The organism is Falsihalocynthiibacter sp. BN13B15, from assembly GCF_041205415.1.
Classification (GTDB): domain Bacteria; phylum Pseudomonadota; class Alphaproteobacteria; order Rhodobacterales; family Rhodobacteraceae; genus Falsihalocynthiibacter; species Falsihalocynthiibacter arcticus.
The window spans coordinates 201,380-221,059 of the sequence record NZ_JBGFCE010000006.1 but is presented as its reverse complement, the minus strand read 5'-3'; the positions used below and the strand labels follow the sequence as shown (position 1 = coordinate 221,059).

General features: G+C 54.3%; 16 protein-coding genes. 15 read left to right on the top strand and 1 reads right to left on the bottom strand.

Features of this window, described 5'->3' with window-relative positions:
* Nucleotides 1-199: 199 nt before the first annotated feature.
* On the top strand, nucleotides 200-2,563 hold the full coding sequence (locus tag AB9F26_RS12570) for an ATP-dependent helicase (RefSeq protein ID WP_369768194.1): 2,364 nt from the start codon (nucleotides 200-202) through the stop codon (nucleotides 2,561-2,563).
* Nucleotides 2,564-2,999: 436 nt separating this feature from the next.
* Here AB9F26_RS12570 and AB9F26_RS12565 read toward each other — a convergent pair whose 3' ends face one another.
* Nucleotides 3,000-3,212, bottom strand: a complete 213-nt coding sequence (locus AB9F26_RS12565) for a DUF1127 domain-containing protein (RefSeq protein WP_335585859.1) — start codon at nucleotides 3,210-3,212, stop codon at nucleotides 3,000-3,002.
* 255 nt (nucleotides 3,213-3,467) lie between these two features.
* Here AB9F26_RS12565 and AB9F26_RS12560 point away from each other — a divergent pair, with 255 nt between their 5' ends.
* From AB9F26_RS12560 to murB, 14 genes are all read left to right on the top strand, one after another.
* Nucleotides 3,468-4,541 (top strand): P-loop NTPase, encoded by a 1,074-nt coding sequence (locus tag AB9F26_RS12560; RefSeq protein ID WP_369754645.1) that lies wholly within the window; start codon nucleotides 3,468-3,470, stop codon nucleotides 4,539-4,541.
* A gap of 623 nt (nucleotides 4,542-5,164) precedes the next feature.
* Nucleotides 5,165-5,665 (top strand): division/cell wall cluster transcriptional repressor MraZ, encoded by a 501-nt coding sequence (gene mraZ, locus AB9F26_RS12555; RefSeq protein WP_062628378.1) that lies wholly within the window; start codon nucleotides 5,165-5,167, stop codon nucleotides 5,663-5,665.
* Nucleotides 5,666-5,668: 3 nt separating this feature from the next.
* The gene (gene rsmH / locus AB9F26_RS12550) at nucleotides 5,669-6,661 is read left to right on the top strand and encodes a 16S rRNA (cytosine(1402)-N(4))-methyltransferase RsmH (RefSeq protein ID WP_369768193.1); all 993 of its coding nucleotides are present in this window, start codon (nucleotides 5,669-5,671) and stop codon (nucleotides 6,659-6,661) included.
* Nucleotides 6,661-7,023, top strand: coding sequence for a cell division protein FtsL (locus AB9F26_RS12545; RefSeq protein WP_335585862.1), 363 nt, complete (start codon nucleotides 6,661-6,663; stop codon nucleotides 7,021-7,023). Before rsmH ends, AB9F26_RS12545 begins: the two co-directional genes overlap by 1 nt.
* Entirely contained in the window at nucleotides 7,020-8,804 is a 1,785-nt protein-coding gene (locus tag AB9F26_RS12540; RefSeq protein WP_335585863.1) for a penicillin-binding protein 2, read from the top strand. Before AB9F26_RS12545 ends, AB9F26_RS12540 begins: the two co-directional genes overlap by 4 nt.
* A 48-nt stretch (nucleotides 8,805-8,852) precedes the next feature.
* Complete coding sequence (locus AB9F26_RS12535) at nucleotides 8,853-10,343, top strand: UDP-N-acetylmuramoyl-L-alanyl-D-glutamate--2,6-diaminopimelate ligase (protein ID WP_369768192.1); 1,491 nt, start codon at nucleotides 8,853-8,855, stop codon at nucleotides 10,341-10,343.
* Nucleotides 10,340-11,767 (top strand): UDP-N-acetylmuramoyl-tripeptide--D-alanyl-D-alanine ligase, encoded by a 1,428-nt coding sequence (gene murF, locus AB9F26_RS12530; protein WP_369768191.1) that lies wholly within the window; start codon nucleotides 10,340-10,342, stop codon nucleotides 11,765-11,767. Before AB9F26_RS12535 ends, murF begins: the two co-directional genes overlap by 4 nt.
* An 11-nt stretch (nucleotides 11,768-11,778) precedes the next feature.
* Nucleotides 11,779-12,861 carry a phospho-N-acetylmuramoyl-pentapeptide-transferase gene (gene mraY / locus AB9F26_RS12525; protein ID WP_039001319.1) on the top strand — a complete coding sequence of 361 codons (1,083 nt, stop codon included), beginning with the start codon at nucleotides 11,779-11,781 and terminating at the stop codon, nucleotides 12,859-12,861.
* Nucleotides 12,862-12,987: 126 nt separating this feature from the next.
* Nucleotides 12,988-14,382: a UDP-N-acetylmuramoyl-L-alanine--D-glutamate ligase gene (gene murD, locus AB9F26_RS12520; RefSeq protein ID WP_335585866.1), complete on the top strand. Its 1,395-nt coding sequence runs from the start codon at nucleotides 12,988-12,990 to the stop codon at nucleotides 14,380-14,382.
* 138 nt (nucleotides 14,383-14,520) lie between these two features.
* A complete protein-coding gene (gene ftsW / locus AB9F26_RS12515; protein WP_335585867.1) occupies nucleotides 14,521-15,711 on the top strand; it encodes a putative lipid II flippase FtsW in 1,191 nt (396 codons plus the stop codon).
* A complete protein-coding gene (locus tag AB9F26_RS12510; RefSeq protein WP_369768190.1) occupies nucleotides 15,711-16,823 on the top strand; it encodes a glycosyltransferase in 1,113 nt (370 codons plus the stop codon). The genes ftsW and AB9F26_RS12510 overlap by 1 nt, the downstream gene beginning before the upstream one ends.
* Nucleotides 16,820-18,232, top strand: a complete 1,413-nt coding sequence (murC, locus tag AB9F26_RS12505; protein WP_335585869.1) for a UDP-N-acetylmuramate--L-alanine ligase — start codon at nucleotides 16,820-16,822, stop codon at nucleotides 18,230-18,232. Before AB9F26_RS12510 ends, murC begins: the two co-directional genes overlap by 4 nt.
* A 19-nt stretch (nucleotides 18,233-18,251) precedes the next feature.
* Nucleotides 18,252-18,515 carry a DUF2484 family protein gene (locus AB9F26_RS12500; RefSeq protein ID WP_369768189.1) on the top strand — a complete coding sequence of 88 codons (264 nt, stop codon included), beginning with the start codon at nucleotides 18,252-18,254 and terminating at the stop codon, nucleotides 18,513-18,515.
* Between the two features lie 57 nt (nucleotides 18,516-18,572).
* Complete coding sequence (murB, locus tag AB9F26_RS12495; protein WP_369768188.1) at nucleotides 18,573-19,511, top strand: UDP-N-acetylmuramate dehydrogenase; 939 nt, start codon at nucleotides 18,573-18,575, stop codon at nucleotides 19,509-19,511.
* The last annotated feature ends 169 nt before the right edge of the window (nucleotides 19,512-19,680 follow it).

The following is a 19,680-nucleotide window of genomic DNA, read 5'->3' as shown; positions in this document are numbered from 1 at the left end:
GAAGTGTCTGAAAGTAGATCGATTTGGGTCCTGTGTGCTGACCTACTTTTCGAATCCACGCCGGAACCTCCCTTGTGGATAGCAGGCGATGATCCGTGCTAGTTTTAAGGTGCCGCTATCAAATGCATCCCAAAATTCACTTGGAACATATTGAGAACACCCTCTTTTCCTTTGCAACAAAAACGGCTAGATTGCCCGCATGAGCAGTTTTGATGAAAATGACGCCTTTGAGGCCGCATCCCGCCCGTCCCTCGCCGCCCGCGCCATGGCGGCGCGGCCCGCACCCTATTTGGATGAGCTAAATCCCGCACAGCGCGAAGCCGTCGAGACAATGGATGGCCCCGTATTGATGCTCGCGGGGGCAGGGACGGGCAAAACCAAAGCCTTGACCAGTAGGATTGTTCATCTTCTCAATACGGGCCGCGCACGTCCGAACGAGATTTTGGCCGTGACCTTTACCAACAAGGCCGCTCGCGAGATGAAATTGCGGGTTGGACGCATGTTGGGGCAAACCATCGAAGGGATGCCGTGGCTTGGGACCTTCCATTCGGTGTGTGTGAAGCTTCTACGTCGTCACGCTGAACTTGTTGGTCTCAAAAGCAATTTTACGATCCTTGATGCGGATGATCAAATTCGCCTGTTAAAACAGTTGCTTACCGCCGCAAAGATTGACGATAAGCGTTGGCCCGCGCGGCAACTCGCGGGCATCATTGATGGTTGGAAAAACCGCGCGTGGACCCCAAAGCAAGTTCCAAGTGCTGAAGCGGGGGCGTTTGATGGTAAAGGGATTGAGCTTTACGCCCAGTATCAAACGCGCCTGCGCGAGTTGAATGCTTGCGATTTTGGCGATCTTTTGATGCATGTGGTGACGATTTTTCAAAAGCATTCGGATATTTTGGAACAGTACCAGCGGTGGTTCAAATACATCCTTGTGGACGAATACCAAGACACGAACGTCGCGCAGTATTTGTGGCTGCGGCTGTTGGCCAGTGGACATAAAAACATATGTTGCGTTGGGGATGACGACCAATCGATTTACGGTTGGCGTGGCGCTGAAGTCGGCAATATCCTGCGGTTTGAGCAAGACTTCCCCGGAGCGCATGTGGTGCGCCTTGAGCAAAACTATCGCAGTACGCCCCATATTCTGGCGGCGGCTTCTGGAGTTATTTCCGGCAATGCTGGACGGCTTGGAAAAGAGCTGTGGACGGATTTGCCAGATGGCGAAAAAGTGCGACTGATCGGTCATTGGGATGGCGAAGAAGAGGCGCGTTGGATCGGTGAAGAGCTTGAAACCCTTCAGCGTGGACGTCGGACAGAAAAAGGGCAAAGCCTTGAAACTATGGCGATTTTAGTGCGCGCAAGTCACCAAATGCGCGCCTTTGAGGATCGCTTCCTGACTATTGGATTGCCCTACCGCGTTATCGGCGGTCCGCGCTTTTATGAGCGACTCGAAATTCGCGATGCGATGGCCTATTTCCGTGTTGTTACCAGTCCCGACGACGATCTCGCGTTTGAACGCATCGTCAACACACCAAAGCGTGGGTTGGGAAATGTGGCGCAGCAGAAAATCCAGCTTTGCGCGCGTAAACACGAGGTATCTTTGCTCGAAGGGGCAAAGCATTTGTTGGCGGAAAACGGCATCGGCGGCAAGGGCGGCACAGAGTTGCGCAAGCTTGTCGAAGGTTTTGATCGCTGGATTGCTGAGGCAAGGTCGGAACGCTTATCACACATGGAGTTGGCCGAAATCATCTTGGATGAAAGCGGCTACACAGGCCATTGGCAGAATGATAAAACACCCGAAGGTCCTGGTCGGCTTGAGAACCTGAAAGAACTGGTCAAAGCCTTGGAACAGTTCGAAAATCTTCAAGGTTTTCTGGAGCACGTTTCCCTTATTATGGACAACGAAAATGAAGAGTCCGAGGAAAAGGTCACGATTATGACCCTGCACGGGGCCAAGGGACTTGAGTTTCCGAACGTATTTTTACCGGGTTGGGAAGATGGGTTATTCCCGAGTCAAAGATCGATGGATGAAAGCGGCGTGAAGGGTGAAGAGGAAGAACGACGGCTGGCCTATGTGGGCATCACCCGCGCCGAGCGACTTTGCACTATTTCATTCGCGGCCAATCGGCGAGTCTATGGCCAATGGCAGAATGCCTTGCCGAGTCGGTTTATTGATGAATTGCCTGAGGAGCACGTTGATGTCCTCACACCACCGGGTCTTTATGGCGGCGGCTACGGTGCGGCGGCAGGCGGGGCGCCGCAAATGGAGGCTCGTGCAACCAAAGCAGACGCATATAATTCACCGGGATGGAAGAGAATGCAGGCGCGCGCGAACGAACGTCCCACTGGTAATCCCCGCTCAAGCCGCCATTTGACGATTGACGCATCGGCAATCAGTTCCTTTACCGAAGGGGAGCGCGTGTTTAATCAGAAATACGGCTACGGAGTGATTGTCGAAGTCGATAACGACAAACTGGGGATTTCCTTTGACAAGGCGGGAGACAAGAAGGTCTTGGCCAGCTTTGTCGTGCCTGCGGATAAGGCCGGAGACGTGCCCTTTTAAGTTGTAAGTTTTGGTTGCTTTGTAAAGCTGGGCCCTGTGATGGGGCACCAGATTTTTTCGTGTCTGGAGAGGGAATTCTGGACATAAAAAAACGGCGATGTTCGGGAGGAGGTGAACATCGCCGTCTTATGTGTGCGCCTCGCCAAGCCTCTGGGAGGAGGAGAGTGGGTCGGCGCAGGTTACGTCGGATCTCAGGGAGGAGGAGAGAGATCCTTCGCAATAGTTGAGGCCGAAGCCCCGTGTATGCGACCTCTAGCACTTGGGAGGAGGATAAGTGCCTAAGGTCTATTGCGTCCGACCCAGGGAGGAGGAGAGGGTCATCAGCCGTTCGTTTTGGAGCTTCGCTCCGTGTAGGTGCGGCGACATCTGGGAGGAGGTAGATGTCACCGCTCTTTGCTCAGACCTAGGGAGGAGGAGAAGGTCTGATTAAGAATTCTTAGTTATACGCCGCTTCGATTGCGATACGTTTGATCATGGAACGGTGCATGCCCAAGTCGGCAAGGTCACGGTTCGAAAGAGCGTTCAGCTCGTTGAAAGTTGTGCGGTACACGTTGTAACGTTCGAACTTTTCGACCAACCCTTTATAGGCTGCGATGATACGGTCTTGAATGCCAGCTTCTGCGGCGCGGATGTCTGTAGCGAATGCCATTTGCATATCTCACTTTAATTTTCTGCTGCGCCGGATTGCGCTAACATGAGATCAATTTAGGGGCTGTGCTGCAGATGCACAATCCGGCTTGTCGTCAATGCTGCTATGCAGAAAATGCATAAGTAAGGCTGCCCTAAATTTAGGCCGATTTTCCGTCATTCGCCTTTAATTTAAGGTCTAAATTAACGCGAACTCTTGTGTTTAGGGGGAAAGCGGAACAATGCTCCCGCGTCGAAGTTCATAAGGAGTCGTTACATGGCTGTTACAAAACAAGAGATTCTTGAGGTTTTAGCGCGAATCAAAACAAGCGATGGTGCGAATCTAATTGCGCGGGATTTGGTGCGGGCCTTGGATGTCGACGGCGGGGCGGTGAAATTCGTGATCGAGGCGGCTTCTGCAGATGAGGCACGTATGCTGACCCAATCGCGCGATGAAGCCGAAGCTGCGGTGAAGGCGATGCCGGGGGTTCAATCTGTTTCTGTTGTTTTAACAGCCCATGGCCCAGCCGCCAAAAAGGCCGCGCCACCAGATTTGAAAATTGGACGTCATCCAACGCCGCAGGCTGGTCCAACGAAACCTTCGGGTGTTGCGCGTATTTTGGCCGTGGGGTCAGGGAAGGGCGGTGTGGGGAAGTCGACGGTATCGTCAAACCTTGCGGTAGCGCTTGCGAAACAGGGACGTCGGGTTGGCCTGTTGGATGCGGATATATATGGTCCGAGCCAGCCACGAATGATGGGCGTGAGTAAACGCCCCGCGTCGCCAGATGGCAAAACTATCATTCCTCTACAGGCGCATGGCGTCACGATGATGTCGATTGGCTTGATGGTAGACCCCGAAAAGGCAGTCATTTGGCGCGGTCCTATGTTAATGGGCGCGTTGCAGCAAATGCTGGGACAGGTTGAATGGGGTGAACTCGATGTTTTGATCGTCGATTTGCCGCCGGGAACGGGGGATGTGCAACTGACCCTGTGCCAGAAATCGGACCTCACGGGCGCGATTGTTGTCTCGACCCCACAAGACGTGGCGATGTTGGATGCGAAAAAAGCGCTCAATATGTTTGAACAGCTCGGCACACCGGTTCTGGGGTTGATTGAAAACATGAGCACCTTCATTTGCCCAAACTGCGATCATGAGACCCAGTTATTCGGGCATGGTGGCGTTGAGGCCGAGGCTAAAAAGTTGGACCTGCCGTTCCTTGGAGCCTTGCCGCTGGATATTGATGTGCGTCTCGCAGGAGATAACGGGACGCCGATTGCACTTGGGGACGGACCTATGGCGCAGGCCTATGCAAATATTGCCAAGCGTCTTGTTGATGGCGGAATGGCGTAGCACCTAAGCCCCAAAGAGTGATGACTGCGGAGCGTCCATGGGAAACCATGGGCGTTTTTCTTATTCACGGGATGGATAAAGGGCGAATCGCCGAATTTTATGAAGTGTTTACCGTAGATTTGCGCGAGGTTGAGGGCTTTAGGGCCCATATTTGGTAAATTTATGGGAATTCATGGTCTTTTTTGCATTTTTCTTATTTGCACTATATGTGGTGTTTTTATCTCCCATATTGCACCATGGGTGCCAAGAATCGAAACTCCCAGTCTAATTTGTACACTTTTTGTTCTCTCCTTCGGAGGCGCGTGTTGCGGAAGTGCCATAAAAAACACTTGATTCCCATGATTTCCCATGTCATTCCTAGTATCAAGATGAGGACGGGATCAGGGGCAGATTAAGAACCCCAAACAAAAAGAACCAAATAGGTTTCATACAGGCGCCCGCCATTCATCATAATTGAGATCCGGCGCGCGAGCGAGCAGACATCCCCCCAGGTGGCGCGCGCAGCTGGACATCCCGGCAACGGGACACGGACGGCGGATTGAACAGTGGCAGCTCGTTCAATCCGCCGTTTTCCATTCAAGGGGTCGATGACCCCCCCAAGATCACAAGGAGCCGCGGGGACAGTGGCGAGAACATTTAGAGGCGAAAGCAACCATAAGGTTGATGCGAAGGGTCGGGTGTCTATTCCCGCTCTTTTTCGCCGTGTTCTTGAGGGCGCTGATCCAGAGTGGCGCGAAGGTCTTCAGCCGCGTGTCGTCATTGTTTACGGTGATGAGAAACGCAAGCAGCTCGAATGTTTTCCCCAAGAAGCCATTGATGAGGTCGACGCTTTGATAGCAAAGCTCCCCCGTGGTTCCAGTAAGCGCAAAGCCTTGCAGCGTCTTTATAGTGCGCAGGCGCATCCAACAACCGTGGATGAAACGGGGCGCCTCGTTTTGCCCGCTAAATTGCGCAACAAGATCGGCCTCGACGGAGAGGCTTACTTTATCGGTAATGGCGATACGTTCGAAATTTGGACGCCCGATGCCTACGACGCTTCCATGTCCGAAGGGCTGGATGGAGATGATGATTTTGATCCGGATGTTGATCCGAGCGTCTATTTAGACGCGCTGGGAGAGGGCTAACCAATGACCGCTGCCACGGACCAAAAAAAACCTCACACTCCTGTTTTGCTGCGTCCCTTATTAAAGGCTGTTGCGCCTGTTTCTGGTGCTTGGCTTGATGGAACGTTCGGCGCGGGTGGTTATACGCGCGGATTGCTTGAGGCGGGTGCGGATGTTGTTTACGGCGTAGATCGCGATCCGGCCGTGTTTGAAATGGCCAAGGATTGGGCTGAGCCCTACGGTGATCGGCTGAAGCTGGTCGAAGGGACATTTGGCCAAATGGATGACTATGCCTCGGGTCTCGATGGCGTGGTTTTGGATCTTGGTGTCAGCTCAATGCAACTCGATCAGGCTGAGCGCGGATTTTCGTTCATGCGCGACGGGCCGCTTGACATGCGCATGAGTCAATCGGGCGTTTCTGCTGCCGATTTGGTCAATGGCTGCAGTGAAGCAGAGCTTGCGGATATTTTGTTTCAATACGGCGAAGAGCGGGCAAGCTGGCGTATCGCGAAGGCAATCGTTGCTGCGCGCGAGGTTGAGCCTTTTACCACGACACTTGCGTTGGCCAGTTTGATTGAGAAGGTACTGGGTCGCGGGAAACCGGGGCAAAGCCATCCCGCGACACGCAGTTTCCAAGCGATCCGCATCGCGGTTAATGACGAATTTGGGCAATTGATTGAAGGGCTTGAGGCTGCCGAACGGGCGCTTAAACTGGGTGGGAAACTTGCAGTAGTAACGTTTCACTCGCTTGAAGATCGTATCGCCAAGAAGTTCTTGCAAGCACGCTCAGGCGGCGGCGGGAACGCCAATCGCTATGCACCTGCCGACGTTGAGATGCAGCCAGCGTTTAAATTGACTCCCCGCAAAGCTATCGGGCCCGACACCGAAGAATTGTTGGAAAATCCACGGTCACGGAGTGCGATTTTGCGCGTTGCAACACGAACAGATGCCCCCGCGGAAGGGGCAGGGCGCGCCGGATTGGGCTTGCCGAAACTCGTCACACAGGGGCGAAATTAATGCGTTCTATGTTTATTGCCATAACAGCCTTATTTGTTTTGGGACTTGCGTTTTGGGCATATAATGAAAATTATAAAACTCAAACGACCCTCAAAGAAATGGCAAACGTTCAAACTGAGATCGGGTTAAAACGCGAGCATCTGGCAATTTTGCAAGCCGAATGGGCCTATCAGAACCGCCCGATGCGCTTGCGCCAACTTGCCGAGATTAATTTCGACAGTCTTGGCCTTTTGCCGCTGCTCCCCGAGCAATTTGGCCACGTCGATCAAATTGATTACGACGTCGAGATGTTTGTAAAAGGGTTCCCTGTTTTTGAGGGCGGCATCGAAGTTTCCTCCCCAATCGACGGGGAAGATCAATGATCCGCACACCACTTCGTCCCCTTGCTCGCATCTTGGAGGCGCGTGCCAAAGGGGAAAATCCTGACCAAATCGAGCGTGAAAATATTCGCCGCCGTCATGAAGATATGCGAGACAAGGCGCGCAACCGTGCCGAGGGGCGCTTGCTTGTTTTGGGCGCGTTCTTTGTCATCGCGTTTGCGACCGTTGGCGTGCGGATGGGGCACTTAAGTGCTACAGATCCTGTTGAGCCTCGCGGTTCGACTACGGGCGTTGGCATTACTGCCCAACGCGCGAATATCGTGGATCGCGAAGGGCGTATCCTTGCTACAAATATCTCTACCTATTCGCTCTATGCCAATCCGCAAATCATTGTAGACAAAGAACGGGTGGCCAAGGAATTGGTCGGCATTTTTCCAGAACTCAAAGAAGAGCGGTTAATCAAAGATTTCACAGGGAAGCGGAAGTTTTTGTGGATTCGCAAACGGTTATCACCTGAGCAAATGCAAGCGGTCCATGAAATTGGCGACCCTGGCCTTGAGTTTGGTCCGCGCGAAATGCGCTTATATCCTAACGGTCAATTGGCAGCACATATCCTTGGCGGTGCCAGTTTTGGTCGCGAAGGGGTGCGGTCTGCGGAGGTCATCGGAACGGCCGGTGTCGAGAAATACTTCGACGATTATTTGCGCGATCCTGCCAACCGTGGCGCGCCACTTGAGCTATCGATTGATCTTTCGGTTCAGGCCGCCACACGTGAAGTCCTTTATGGCGGCATGCGTTTGATGAATGCAAAAGGCGCGACGGCGGTCTTGATGGAGGCTTCGACTGGTGCCATCGTTTCGATGGTTTCCCTGCCAGATTTTGACCCCAATACACGCCCACAAGTTCTCACGGAGGGCGACGCTTCCGATAGCCCCTTGTTTAACCGTGCGGTTCAGGGCGTTTATGAATTGGGATCGACCTTCAAGATTTTCACTGTGGCGCAAGCCCTCGAGACGCAGCTGGTGAACCCCAGCACCCCCATCAACACAAGTGGTCCCCTAAGATGGGGGAAATTCTCAATTCGGGATTTCCACAATTATGGCCCGACGCTTTCTGTTACGGACGTGATTGTTGAAAGCTCAAACATCGGGACCGCTCGGATTGCAATGCAAATCGGGGCCGCGCGCCAACAAGAGTTTTTGCGCTCGCTTGGGTTCTTTGATGCAACCCCCGTTGAATTGACCGAAGCGGCTGGCGCAAAGCCATTGTTGCCTCACAACTGGAGCGAATTGTCGGCGATGACCATTTCCTATGGGCATGGTTTGTCGGCCAGCCCGCTGCACCTTGCGACGGCCTATGCGAGTCTCCTCAATGGGGGAACGCGCGTTAAGCCTACTTTGTTGAAGCAAAAAACGGCTGCAGTTACGGGGCCCCGAGTTGTTTCAGTGGCGACCTCTAAGGAATCGCGCAGTATGTTGCGCCAAGTTGTGTCGCGCGGAACTGCGAGTTTTGGTGAAGTTGAAGGCTATGCGGTCGGCGGGAAAACAGGTTCGGCGGACAAGCCAAAACCACGTGGCGGCTATTATAAAGACAAAGTTATCGCGACTTTTGCGAGTGTCTTCCCTGCGCATGACCCAAAATATGTGTTGATCGTGACGCTGGACGAACCTTCCATTTTTACAATGGGCGAGGATCGCCGCACGGCGGGTTGGACTGCTGTTCCTGTGGCGGCAGAGTTGATCACGCGCATCGCGCCCTTGTTGGGCCTGCGACCAGAGCTTGACACCGAAACACCTGTGGCGATTACTCTGACAAGCAACTAAAATCCTTAGGGGCAAGGATGCGATGATTTGGAATAACGGGGTAATGCCATGACACGAAAAGTTAAAGAAAAACGATTGGCCGACCTTGGTTTGACCGCGCGCGGCCTCGCGAATGTGCCGGTTACGGGATTAAGTGTGGATAGCCGAACTGTGGAGGAGGGCCATCTTTTTGCCGCCCTTCCGGGGGCGAAAATCCACGGTGCAACCTTCATTGAATATGCTCTGCGCATGGGGGCCACCTCGATTTTGACGGATGCTGTGGGGGCGCAGATCGCGCGCACGGTCCTAGAGAAATATGGAGTGGCGCTTGTTGTGGCGGAAGATCCGCGCATGGCGTTGTCGTTTGCCGCGGCGTTGTTTTTTAAAGGCCAGCCCGCCCATATGGTTGCGATTACAGGAACAAACGGAAAGACGTCGGTTGCGACCTTCACCCGCCAAATATGGATTGCCTTGGGGTTTCCTGCGGCGAATATCGGCACGACGGGAGTAGAAGGGGCGTTTCAAGTTCCGCTTTCTCACACCACGCCTGAGCCGATTACCCTACATCGATTACTCGCGAAAATGGCCAAAGCTGGTGTAACGCATGCCGCAATGGAGGCCTCGAGCCACGGGCTGGCCCAGCGGCGACTGGATGCGGTCCGTTTGATGGCTGCGGGTTTTACCAATTTCTCGCAGGACCATTTGGATTATCACAAGGATTTTGACGATTATTTCAATGCGAAGGCGGGTCTTTTTGAGCGGGTGCTCTCAGCTGAAGGGCGTGCTGTTATCAATATCGACAGCCCGCGTGGCCTTCAGATGGCAGAGATAGCTCGCAGTCGCGGTCAGCGCGTGTTGTCGGTTGGGCGCACTGCGGGCGCGGATATGTGTCTTGTAGGGCAACGTTTTGATGCGCAAGGTCAAGAGGTTTTGTTCACATTCGAAGGGGGCCAAAATGGCCTGCGCCTTCCATTGATTGGTGGATTTCAGGCCGAGAATGTGTTGCTTGCCGCTGGACTTGTGATTGCCTGCGGCGAGAAACCCGAACGCGTGTTTGAGGTTTTGCCAGAAATGGTCACCGTTCCCGGGCGCATGCAGCACGCGGCGACGCGCGAGAATGGCGCGACGGTTTTTGTTGATTTCGCCCATACTCCAGACGCATTGTCGACCGCACTTACGGCTTTGCGACCCCACGTGATGGGGCGAATTGTTGTGGTTTTGGGCGCGGGCGGCGATCGCGATGCCAGCAAGCGCGCCCTGATGGGGCGGGCCGCAGCACAGCACGCGGATGTTGTTTTCGTGACGGATGACAACCCACGCAGCGAAGATCCCGCCGCGATCCGCGACATGGTGATGGAGGGGTGTCCGCAAGCCTATAATGTTGGCGATCGGGCCGAAGCGATTTTACGCGCGGTGGATGCATTGGGGGCGGGGGATGCGCTGTTGATTGCTGGAAAAGGGCATGAAACGGGCCAAACGATTGGGGATGTGACATTGCCGTTTAATGACGCCGAACAAGCCAGCGTTGTCGTGGCCGCCCTTGAGGGGCGTTTGGCATGACCGCGCTTTGGACTTCACAGGATGCGCAAGCTGCAACGGGAGGCGAATCCACGCAGGAGTGGCAGGCCTCGGGGCTATCCATCGACACGCGGACCTTGCAAAAAGGCGATCTTTTTGTTGCCCTTAAAGACGTGCGCGACGGCCATGATTTCGTCGCACAAGCCCTTGAAAAGGGGGCTGCTGCCGCATTGGTCACGCATTTACCGGAGGGCGTTTCACCGGATGCGCCCCTGTTAATAGTGCCAGACGTTTTAGGCGCGCTTGAGGATTTGGCGCGTGCCGCACGGGCACGGACCGAGGCGAAAGTGATCGCCGTTACCGGATCGGTTGGCAAGACCTCAACCAAAGAAATGTTGCGCGTTGTTTTGGCACATCAGGGGCGCGTTCATGCGGCCGAAGCGAGTTACAATAATCATTGGGGCGTGCCGCTGACACTGGCGCGGATGCCGGTTGATACGGATTTTGCGATCATCGAGATCGGGATGAGCCATCCAGGTGAAATCGCGCCGCTTGCTAAAATCGCGGCGCCTAATGTGGCGATGATTACCAATGTCGCCGCTGCGCATTTGGAGGCCTTCGATGATATATCCGGAATCGCGCATGAAAAAGCGGCGATCTTTTCGGGGTTGGTTCACGGCGGGACGGCGATCATCAATGTTGACCTTGAGACCTCTAAAATCTTGTGGGACGCGACGCCAGAAAAGAAGGTAGGTTTCGGAACAGACACCAGCGCTGACTTCTTTCTTGAGGAGGTCAAGCTTTCCGATAATGTGACGGTGATTTCCGCGACGTTGAACGGCGAACCCGCCCTATTTAAACTGTCCACGGCAGGGCGGCATTTTGCGATGAATGCGGTTGGCGTTTTGGCCTGTGTGCAGGCAGTCGGCGCGGATATTGGCCTTGCGGCTTGTGATTTGGCACAGTGGCGCCCCCCTTTGGGGCGGGGTACCCGCGAGACGATTTACCTTGATCGCTATGCAGCTGAAGTGAGTCTGGAGCTGATTGACGATGCCTTTAATGCCAACCCCACGTCTCTTGCGGCCGCGCTTGAAGTGCTCGCGGCGGCCAAGCCACGCAATGATGTCGGGCGCGTCCGAATTGGGCGACGTATGGCGATCCTTGGCGATATGTTGGAGTTGGGGGACGACGCAATCGAGCAGCACCGCAAAATTGCAACGCTGGAAAGTGTCGCGCAGATCGATAAAATCCACTGTGTTGGCCCGATGATGCGGGCGCTGTTTGACGAAATCCCAGACCAAAAGCGCGGCCTATGGGTCGCAACTTCGCAGGAACTCGTGGCCAAAGCCAAAGATCTCATCGACGCGGGCGATGTGATCTTGGTAAAAGGCTCAAAGGGAAGCAAAACGGCACTCGTTGTTGACGCTATCCGAAAACTGGGCCATCCAGCCCCAACACTTGAATAAGGGGCAGTTTATTGCTGTATTGGCTCACTGATTTATCGGACGGGGGGGATTTCTTTAACCTCTTTCGCTATATTTCGTTTCGCGCAGGCGGCGCATTCTTCACGGCGCTCATCTTTGGTTTTATCTTTGGTCAGCCGCTGATTAACCTGCTGCGTGCCAAACAAGGACGCGGCCAACCTATTCGCGATGACGGACCAGAATCGCATTTCGCAAAGGCAGGCACGCCAACAATGGGCGGGCTTTTGATCCTTTCTGCCTTGGTCTTTTCAACGCTCCTCTGGGCGCGCATTGATAACCCCTATGTGCTGATGATCTTGTTCGTGACACTTAGCTTTGGGGCCATTGGGTTCGCGGATGACTACGCAAAAGTGAGCAAGAATAACACCAAAGGCGTGTCTGGAAAGATCCGCATGGGGCTTGGATTATTGGTCGCTGCGATCGCGTCCTATTGGGCGTCCTGCTATCATCCTGACGGTTTGGCCTACCAACTCGCGGTTCCCGTATTCAAAGATACACTCCTGAATCTGGGGATTTTCTTTGTGCCGTTCTCGATGATCGTGATCGTTGGGGCGGCCAACGCGGTCAATTTGACGGATGGTCTCGATGGGCTTGCAATTATGCCCGTTATGATCGCAGCGGCAGCCCTTGGGGTGATCGCCTACACCGTCGGACGGGTTGATTTTACCGACTACCTTGATGTGCATTACGTGCCAGGAACCGGTGAGATACTGATTTTTTCGTCGGCACTTATTGGCGGCGGTCTGGGCTTTCTTTGGTATAATGCTCCGCCAGCGGCGGTGTTTATGGGCGACACAGGGTCGCTCGCGCTTGGTGGCGCTCTTGGCGCGATTGCCGTGGCTACTAAACACGAGATCGTTTTGGCCATAGTTGGCGGTCTGTTTGTGGCCGAAGCGCTGTCCGTCATCATCCAAGTTCTGTATTTCAAGCGCACAGGGAAGCGGGTTTTCCTGATGGCGCCGATCCACCACCACTTTGAGAAAAAGGGCTGGGCCGAGCCGCAAATCGTGATCCGGTTTTGGATTATTTCGCTTGTTTTGGCGCTTATCGGACTGGCGACGCTTAAACTGCGTTAATTCGCAAGACTATTTCAATGCGGGCGTGTCCAATCATGGGCGCGCCCATTTTTGTTTCCGGTGGATTGCTAAAGTCGCTTTGACAAGGCATGAACGGGAAAAGCAACGTCGCGCAAGGAGCCTCCCATGATCCCAGTCCAAGGATATACCGACCAAAAAGTAGCCGTTCTAGGGCTTGGGCGCTCAGGAATCGCAACTGCGCGCGCCTTGCGCGAAGGCGGCGCAATCCCTGTCGTTTGGGACGATAACGCCGAAGCGCGGGAGCGTGCGCAAGCCGAAGGTTTTGACCCCGTTGATTTGGGTAAAACGAGCGCTTGGGAAGGCGTGGCCGCGTTGATCCTTTCGCCAGGTATTCCGCATCTCTACCCAACGCCTAACAAATATGTGTCCATGGCGTGGGACGTGGGCATTCCTGTCGATAACGATATTTCGCTGTTTTTCGCGGGGTTTGCCACGACGGAATGGGACGAATTCGTGACCATGCCGCGCGTCGTCACCGTGACGGGCAGCAACGGAAAATCCACCACCAGCGCGCTTCTTCATCACGTGTTGCAACACGTCAATCGCCCAACCCAACTTGCGGGGAATATCGGGCGCGGTGCCTTGGATGTCGATCCCGCCATTGATGGCGAGGTCGTGGTATTGGAGCTTTCTTCCTATCAAACCGACCTTGCGCGTAACCTGACGCCCGATATCGCCGTCTTCACCAATCTTTCACCGGATCACTTAGATCGCCACGGCGGGCTTGGCGGATACTTTGCCGCGAAACGACGGCTCTTTGCCGAAGGCGGTCCTGATCGCGCAGTGATCGGTGTAGATGAGGACGAGGGGCGGTATCTTGCCAATCAGCTGGCGACGGGGAAGGCGGATGATCGCGTGATCCGTGTGTCGACGAAAGCTAAATTAACGGGGCCGGGTTGGAATGTTTTTGTGCGCAAGGGGTTCCTTTCGGAGTACCGCAAAGGGCGTCAAACGGGCTCCATTGATTTGCGGGCGATTCAGGGGCTTCCCGGCGTTCATAATCATCAAAACGCCTGTGCCGCCTATGCCGTCGCGCGCTCGCTCGGACTGGCGCCCCGCGTTATTGAGGCGGCGTTCCACAGCTTTGAAGGTCTGCCGCATCGCTCCCAAACGATTGCCACCAAAAACGGCGTGCGTTTTGTGAATGACAGTAAAGCAACCAACGTCGACAGTGCCGCCTGTGCGCTGGACGCGTTTGAGAATATCCGCTGGATTTGTGGCGGCCTCGAGAAGGAAGGTGGCCTTGGCGCGCTGACATCGCATTTTGCCAACGTGAAAAAGGCCTATGTGATTGGACGCGACGCCGCCAATTTTGCGCTTGGGCTTGAAGGGCTTGAGGTCGAAATTTGCGAAACCATGGCCGTCGCCGTGGCGCGTTCTACCGCCGAAGCCCAAGAAGGGGATACGGTCCTTTTGGCACCCGCCGCTGCAAGTTTTGATCAATACGACAGTTTTGAGAAACGCGGCGATGATTTTGCCGATTGCGTTGCGGCGCTTTAAGCACTGTCGCGACACAGAAAAGACCCACTAAATCCATCCTTTGGGTGGGTCTTTTTGCTGGATTAATCTGCGGTTTTTGCGTAGACTTTTCCCCAGACCCGGCAAACGGGCGATCAGAGGCAGTATAGGCGGTACCCCATGACCGAGATGGTATATGGTTCTCTCCCCCATTCGGGCGGTGAACCCGTGCTCCCACGTTGGTGGCGCACAATTGATAAATGGACAGCAGTCTTTATTCTATTGCTCTTTGCAATTGGCATCCTTCTTGGGTTGGCTGCTTCTCCGCCTTTGGCCGAAAAGAACGGGTTTGCCCCGTTTCACTATGTTCAACGCCAAGCGTTTTTCGGGATGGTCGCCCTTGTGGTGATGATTTTCATTTCGATGATGTCGCCCGTTATGGTGCGCCGCCTTGGCGTTTTGGGCTTCGTTTGTGCCTTTGTTGCCCTGTTGTTTTTGCCCTTTTTGGGGACGGATTTTGGCAAGGGGGCGGTGCGTTGGTATTCCCTCGGTTTTGCCTCGGTTCAGCCGAGCGAGTTTCTCAAACCTGGTTTTGTGATTGTGACTGCGTGGTTGATGGCGGCAAGTCAGGAAATTAACGGCCCTCCTGGTAAAACCCTTTCGTTCGCTTTTCTGGTTTTTATCGTTGGTTTGCTTGCATTGCAGCCTGATTTTGGGCAAGCGGCGCTGGTTTTGTTTGGCTGGGGTGTGATGTATTTTGTGGCTGGCGCGCCGTTTTTATTGCTTATCGGCATGGCGGCTTTGGTGGTTTTGGGCGGCTCGTTTGCCTATAATAATTCCGAACACTTTGCCCGCCGTATCGATGGATTTTTAAATCCAGAAATTGATCCGACAACACAGATCGGTTACGCCACCAACGCCATTCAAGAGGGCGGATTCTTTGGAGTTGGTGTTGGCGAGGGGCAAGTGAAATGGTCACTGCCTGATGCGCACACCGATTTTATTATCGCCGTTGCGGCGGAAGAGTATGGTCTGTTGCTTGTTCTGGCGATCATTATGCTTTTTCTTGTAATTACAGTGCGCTCTCTCCTGCGGTTAATGCGCGAACGCGATCAGTTTACGCGACTGGCTGGCACAGGTTTGGCCTGTATGTTTGGCATCCAAGCCTTTGTGAATATGGGGGTTGCGGTGCGGCTTTTGCCCGCTAAGGGGATGACGCTTCCGTTTGTGAGTTATGGCGGCAGTTCTTTGGTCGCAGGTGGGATTGCACTTGGCATGTTGCTTGCGCTAACACGCAGTCGACCACAGGGCGTTATTGGCGACCATTTCGTTGGGCGTGGACGCGGAACTTTAGGGACGGATCAAGGTTAATGTCAGGACCACTTTTAATCATCGCTGCGGGCGGAACGGGCGGGCACATGTTCCCCGCACAGGCTTTAGCCGAAGCGATGTTGGCCAAAGGTTGGTCTGTAAAACTTTCGACCGATGCTCGCGGCGCGCGATATGCGGGCGGATTTCCACCAGACGTCGAGATCGAAACGCTCTCGAGCGCGACATTCGCGCGGGGCGGATTGTTGGCAAAGGCGATTGTGCCATTTCGTGTGTTCGGCGGAGTCCTCGCGGCGGTTTGGAAGATGTATCGTGATAAGCCTGCTGTTGTCGTGGGCTTTGGCGGATATCCGTCGATTCCGGCAGTTGCTGCAGCATGGATTTTGCGTCGCCCTCGAGCGTTGCACGAACAGAATGGCGTCCTTGGACGTGTGAATAAATTTTTTGCCAAACACGTGGATGCCGTGGCCTGTGGCACGTGGCCGACGGATCTTCCTGAGGGGGTTGAGGGGCACGAAGTTGGCAATCCGGTGCGCAGCGAGATTTTGGATCGCGCGGGGGCTGGGTACATAGAACCGGGTGATTATCCGATGTCGATCCTTGTGATGGGCGGAAGCCAAGGCGCGCGCATCCTTTCGGATATCGTTCCCGCAGCCATTGCCGCTTTGCCAGATAGCTTGCGCCGCAACATCCGTGTGGATCAACAAGCGCGCGAAGAAGATTTAGAGCGGGTCACTGCGTTTTATCGTGAGGCCGAAATCAAGGCGGACGTAAAGCCGTTTTTCAAAGACGTGCCGCGCAGAATGTCGGAATGCCAATTAGTCATTGCGCGTTCGGGCGCCAGTACGGTTGCTGATATTTCGATCATTGGTCGCCCCTCCATTTTGGTGCCTTATGCTGCCGCGACGGGGGATCACCAGACGGTGAATGCCCAAGGTTTGGTGGACGCGCAGGCCGCAAAACTCTTGCAGGAAGCCGATTTCACGGTCGAGAATTTGACCGCATCAATCTTAGGGGTAATCACCCATCCCGATAAAGCAAATTTGATGGCACGCGCAGCCCTTGGCTGTGGCAAGCCCGACGCGACTCAACGCCTTGTTGCGCTCGTCGACTCGCTCCGCGAACATCCCCTAAGCACCGAGGCTCACACATGAACCGTCAAGCGACCAAACTTCCCATCGAAATGGGTGCCATTCATTTTGTCGGGATTGGTGGTATTGGGATGTCGGGCATTGCAGAAATGCTTTTAGATCAAGGCTATCAGGTTCAAGGCAGTGACTTAAAAGCCAGCAAGATCACTGACCGTTTGGTCGGCCTTGGGGCGACAGTATTTTTTGGGCAAAAGGCCGAAAATCTCGAAAACGCCGAAGTGGTGGTTATTTCAAGCGCGATCAAGGCGGGTAATCCGGAGTTGGATGCCGCTCGCGCCACGGGGCTTCCCGTTGTGCGCCGTGCAGAAATGTTGGCCGAATTGATGCGGCTGAAATCCAATATCGCCGTTGCGGGAACGCATGGCAAAACAACAACGACGACTATGGTGGCCACGTTGCTGGATGCGGGCGGCCTTGACCCGACGGTGATCAATGGCGGTATTATTCACGCCTACGGGTCCAACGCGCGCATGGGTACGGGCGAGTGGATGGTGGTCGAGGCCGACGAGAGTGACGGAACTTTTAACCGTCTTCCGGCCACCATTGCGATCGTCACAAATATCGATCCCGAGCACATGGAGCATTGGGGTGATTTCGATACTCTGCGCCAAGGTTTCCTTGATTTCGTGTCAAATATTCCCTTCTACGGCGTTGCGGTTTGTTGCACGGATCACCCCGAAGTTCAGTCCCTTGTGGGCAAAATAACCGACCGCCGCGTGATCACATTTGGGTTCAACGCCCAAGCGGATGTACGTGCGACCAACCTGAAATATAAAGAGGGCGTGGCGCATTTCGACATCGCGTTGAAGGCCGAAAATCTGGTGATTGAGGATTGCTCCTTGCCAATGCCGGGGGACCACAATGTGTCCAACGCGCTTTCGGCTGTCGCGGTCGCGCATCATTTGGGTGTTTCGCCCGCAGACATCAAAACGGCTTTGAAAAACTTTGCCGGCGTGAACCGTCGTTTTACCAAGGTTGGTGAAGTGAATGGGGTCACAATCATCGACGATTATGGGCACCACCCCGTGGAGATTGCGGCGGTGCTTAAAGCGGCGCGGCAGGCCACATCCCATACCGAAGGCGCGCGCGTTATTGCGGTGCATCAACCGCACCGTTACAGCCGCTTGCATACTTTGTTTGAGGATTTCTGTACCTGCTTCAACGACGCGGATGTAGTCGGCATTTCCGATGTTTTCTCGGCGGGTGAAGACGTGATTGAGGGCGCGACCCGTGATGATCTGATTGCGGGCCTTATTCGTCACGGCCACCGCCACGCGCGCGCCGTCACCAGCGAAGAGGATTTGGTGCGTCTTGTGCGTGAGCAAACCAAACCCGGCGATATGGTGGTGTGTTTGGGGGCGGGGACGATTTCGGCTTGGGCAAATAATCTTCCAAACCTCATGAAAGACTAGGTAACACAGGGGCAAGAACATGGATTTAGGAATGCCGGTCTCAGGATTTCTAGCGCTGCTATGGCTTCTGATTGCCAACGTCGTTGGCTTTTTTCCGAGCAAAAAGAAACATTGGCCCGCAGCTTATATCCTTATGAGCATCGGTCTGCCTGTAACAATTTATCTGTTTTATGAAAGCGGATTCTGGATAGGGGTGCTTTTCCTAATTGCTGCGGGCTCGATTTTTAGATGGCCATTGATTTTTCTCCTCCGTCGCCTTGGTCTTCTGAAAGCCCCGTCTTAGGGCTGGAAACGCCTCTGTTTCGCGCTATAACCACCGAAATTATAACGGGCGCATAACATGACTCTTGATCCCAATTCCTTGCCGCAGGTGCGCGGTGTTCTGACTTTTGACAAGGACCTCTCGGGGTTGACGTGGTTGCGTGTAGGCGGGCCTGCGGATGTTTTATTTCAGCCTGCGGACATTGAAGATTTGCAACATTTTCTGCGCGAATTGCCGCGCGATATCCCTGTATTTCCGATGGGAGTCGGTAGCAATCTGATTGTGCGCGACGGGGGTATTCGCGGTGTGGTGATCCGTCTTGGGCGTGGCTTCAATGGGATTGAAATTGACGGCCAAAATGTGACCGCGGGGGCGGCGGCGTTGGATGCGCATGTCGCGCGAAACGCGGCGGCCGAGGGCGTTGATCTCACGTTCTTGCGCACTATCCCGGGTGCAATTGGCGGTGCTGTTGCGATGAACGCGGGATGCTATGGGCGCTACATGGCGGATGTATTTCAGTCGGCACGGATTGTGACGCGGGAGGGCGAAGTCAAAACGCTCTCAAACGCGGAGTTGACGTTTGCCTATCGCAATTCTGCTCTGCCGGAGGGCGCGGTTTTGGTTGATGCAATTTTGTGTGGCGAGCGAGGGGATTCGACAACGCTTGAGACCTTAATGGCGGCGCAACTCAAAAAACGCGACGAAACCCAGCCCACCAAAGACCTCACGGCTGGAAGTACCTTTCGAAATCCAGCTGGTTTTAGTTCCACTGGTCAGGCCGATGATGTGCATGATTTGAAGGCTTGGAAGGTTATTGATGACGCCGGAATGCGCGGTGCGCGACGGGGCGGGGCGGTTATGAACGAGATGCACAGCAACTTCTTGACCAATGCGGGGGGCGCGACGGCTGCTGATTTGGAAGAATTGGGCGAAGAAGTACGAAAAAAGGTTTTCAAAAACAGTTCAATAGAGTTAGTATGGGAAATTAAGCGCATCGGCGAACCGACGGCCCCGTAAATTTCGAATATTTTCTGGCAAACCGGTTAAAACAGACGCGCAAATGAAGAACTAGCGGCAGATCCGCGTAGATTCTGGCACAGGAAAAGCCAAGCTACGCATCAAAAACATAAAACGAACTATCTGGATTCGGGCGTTCTGCGTTTGAAATCTTGAGTAGAATCAGATG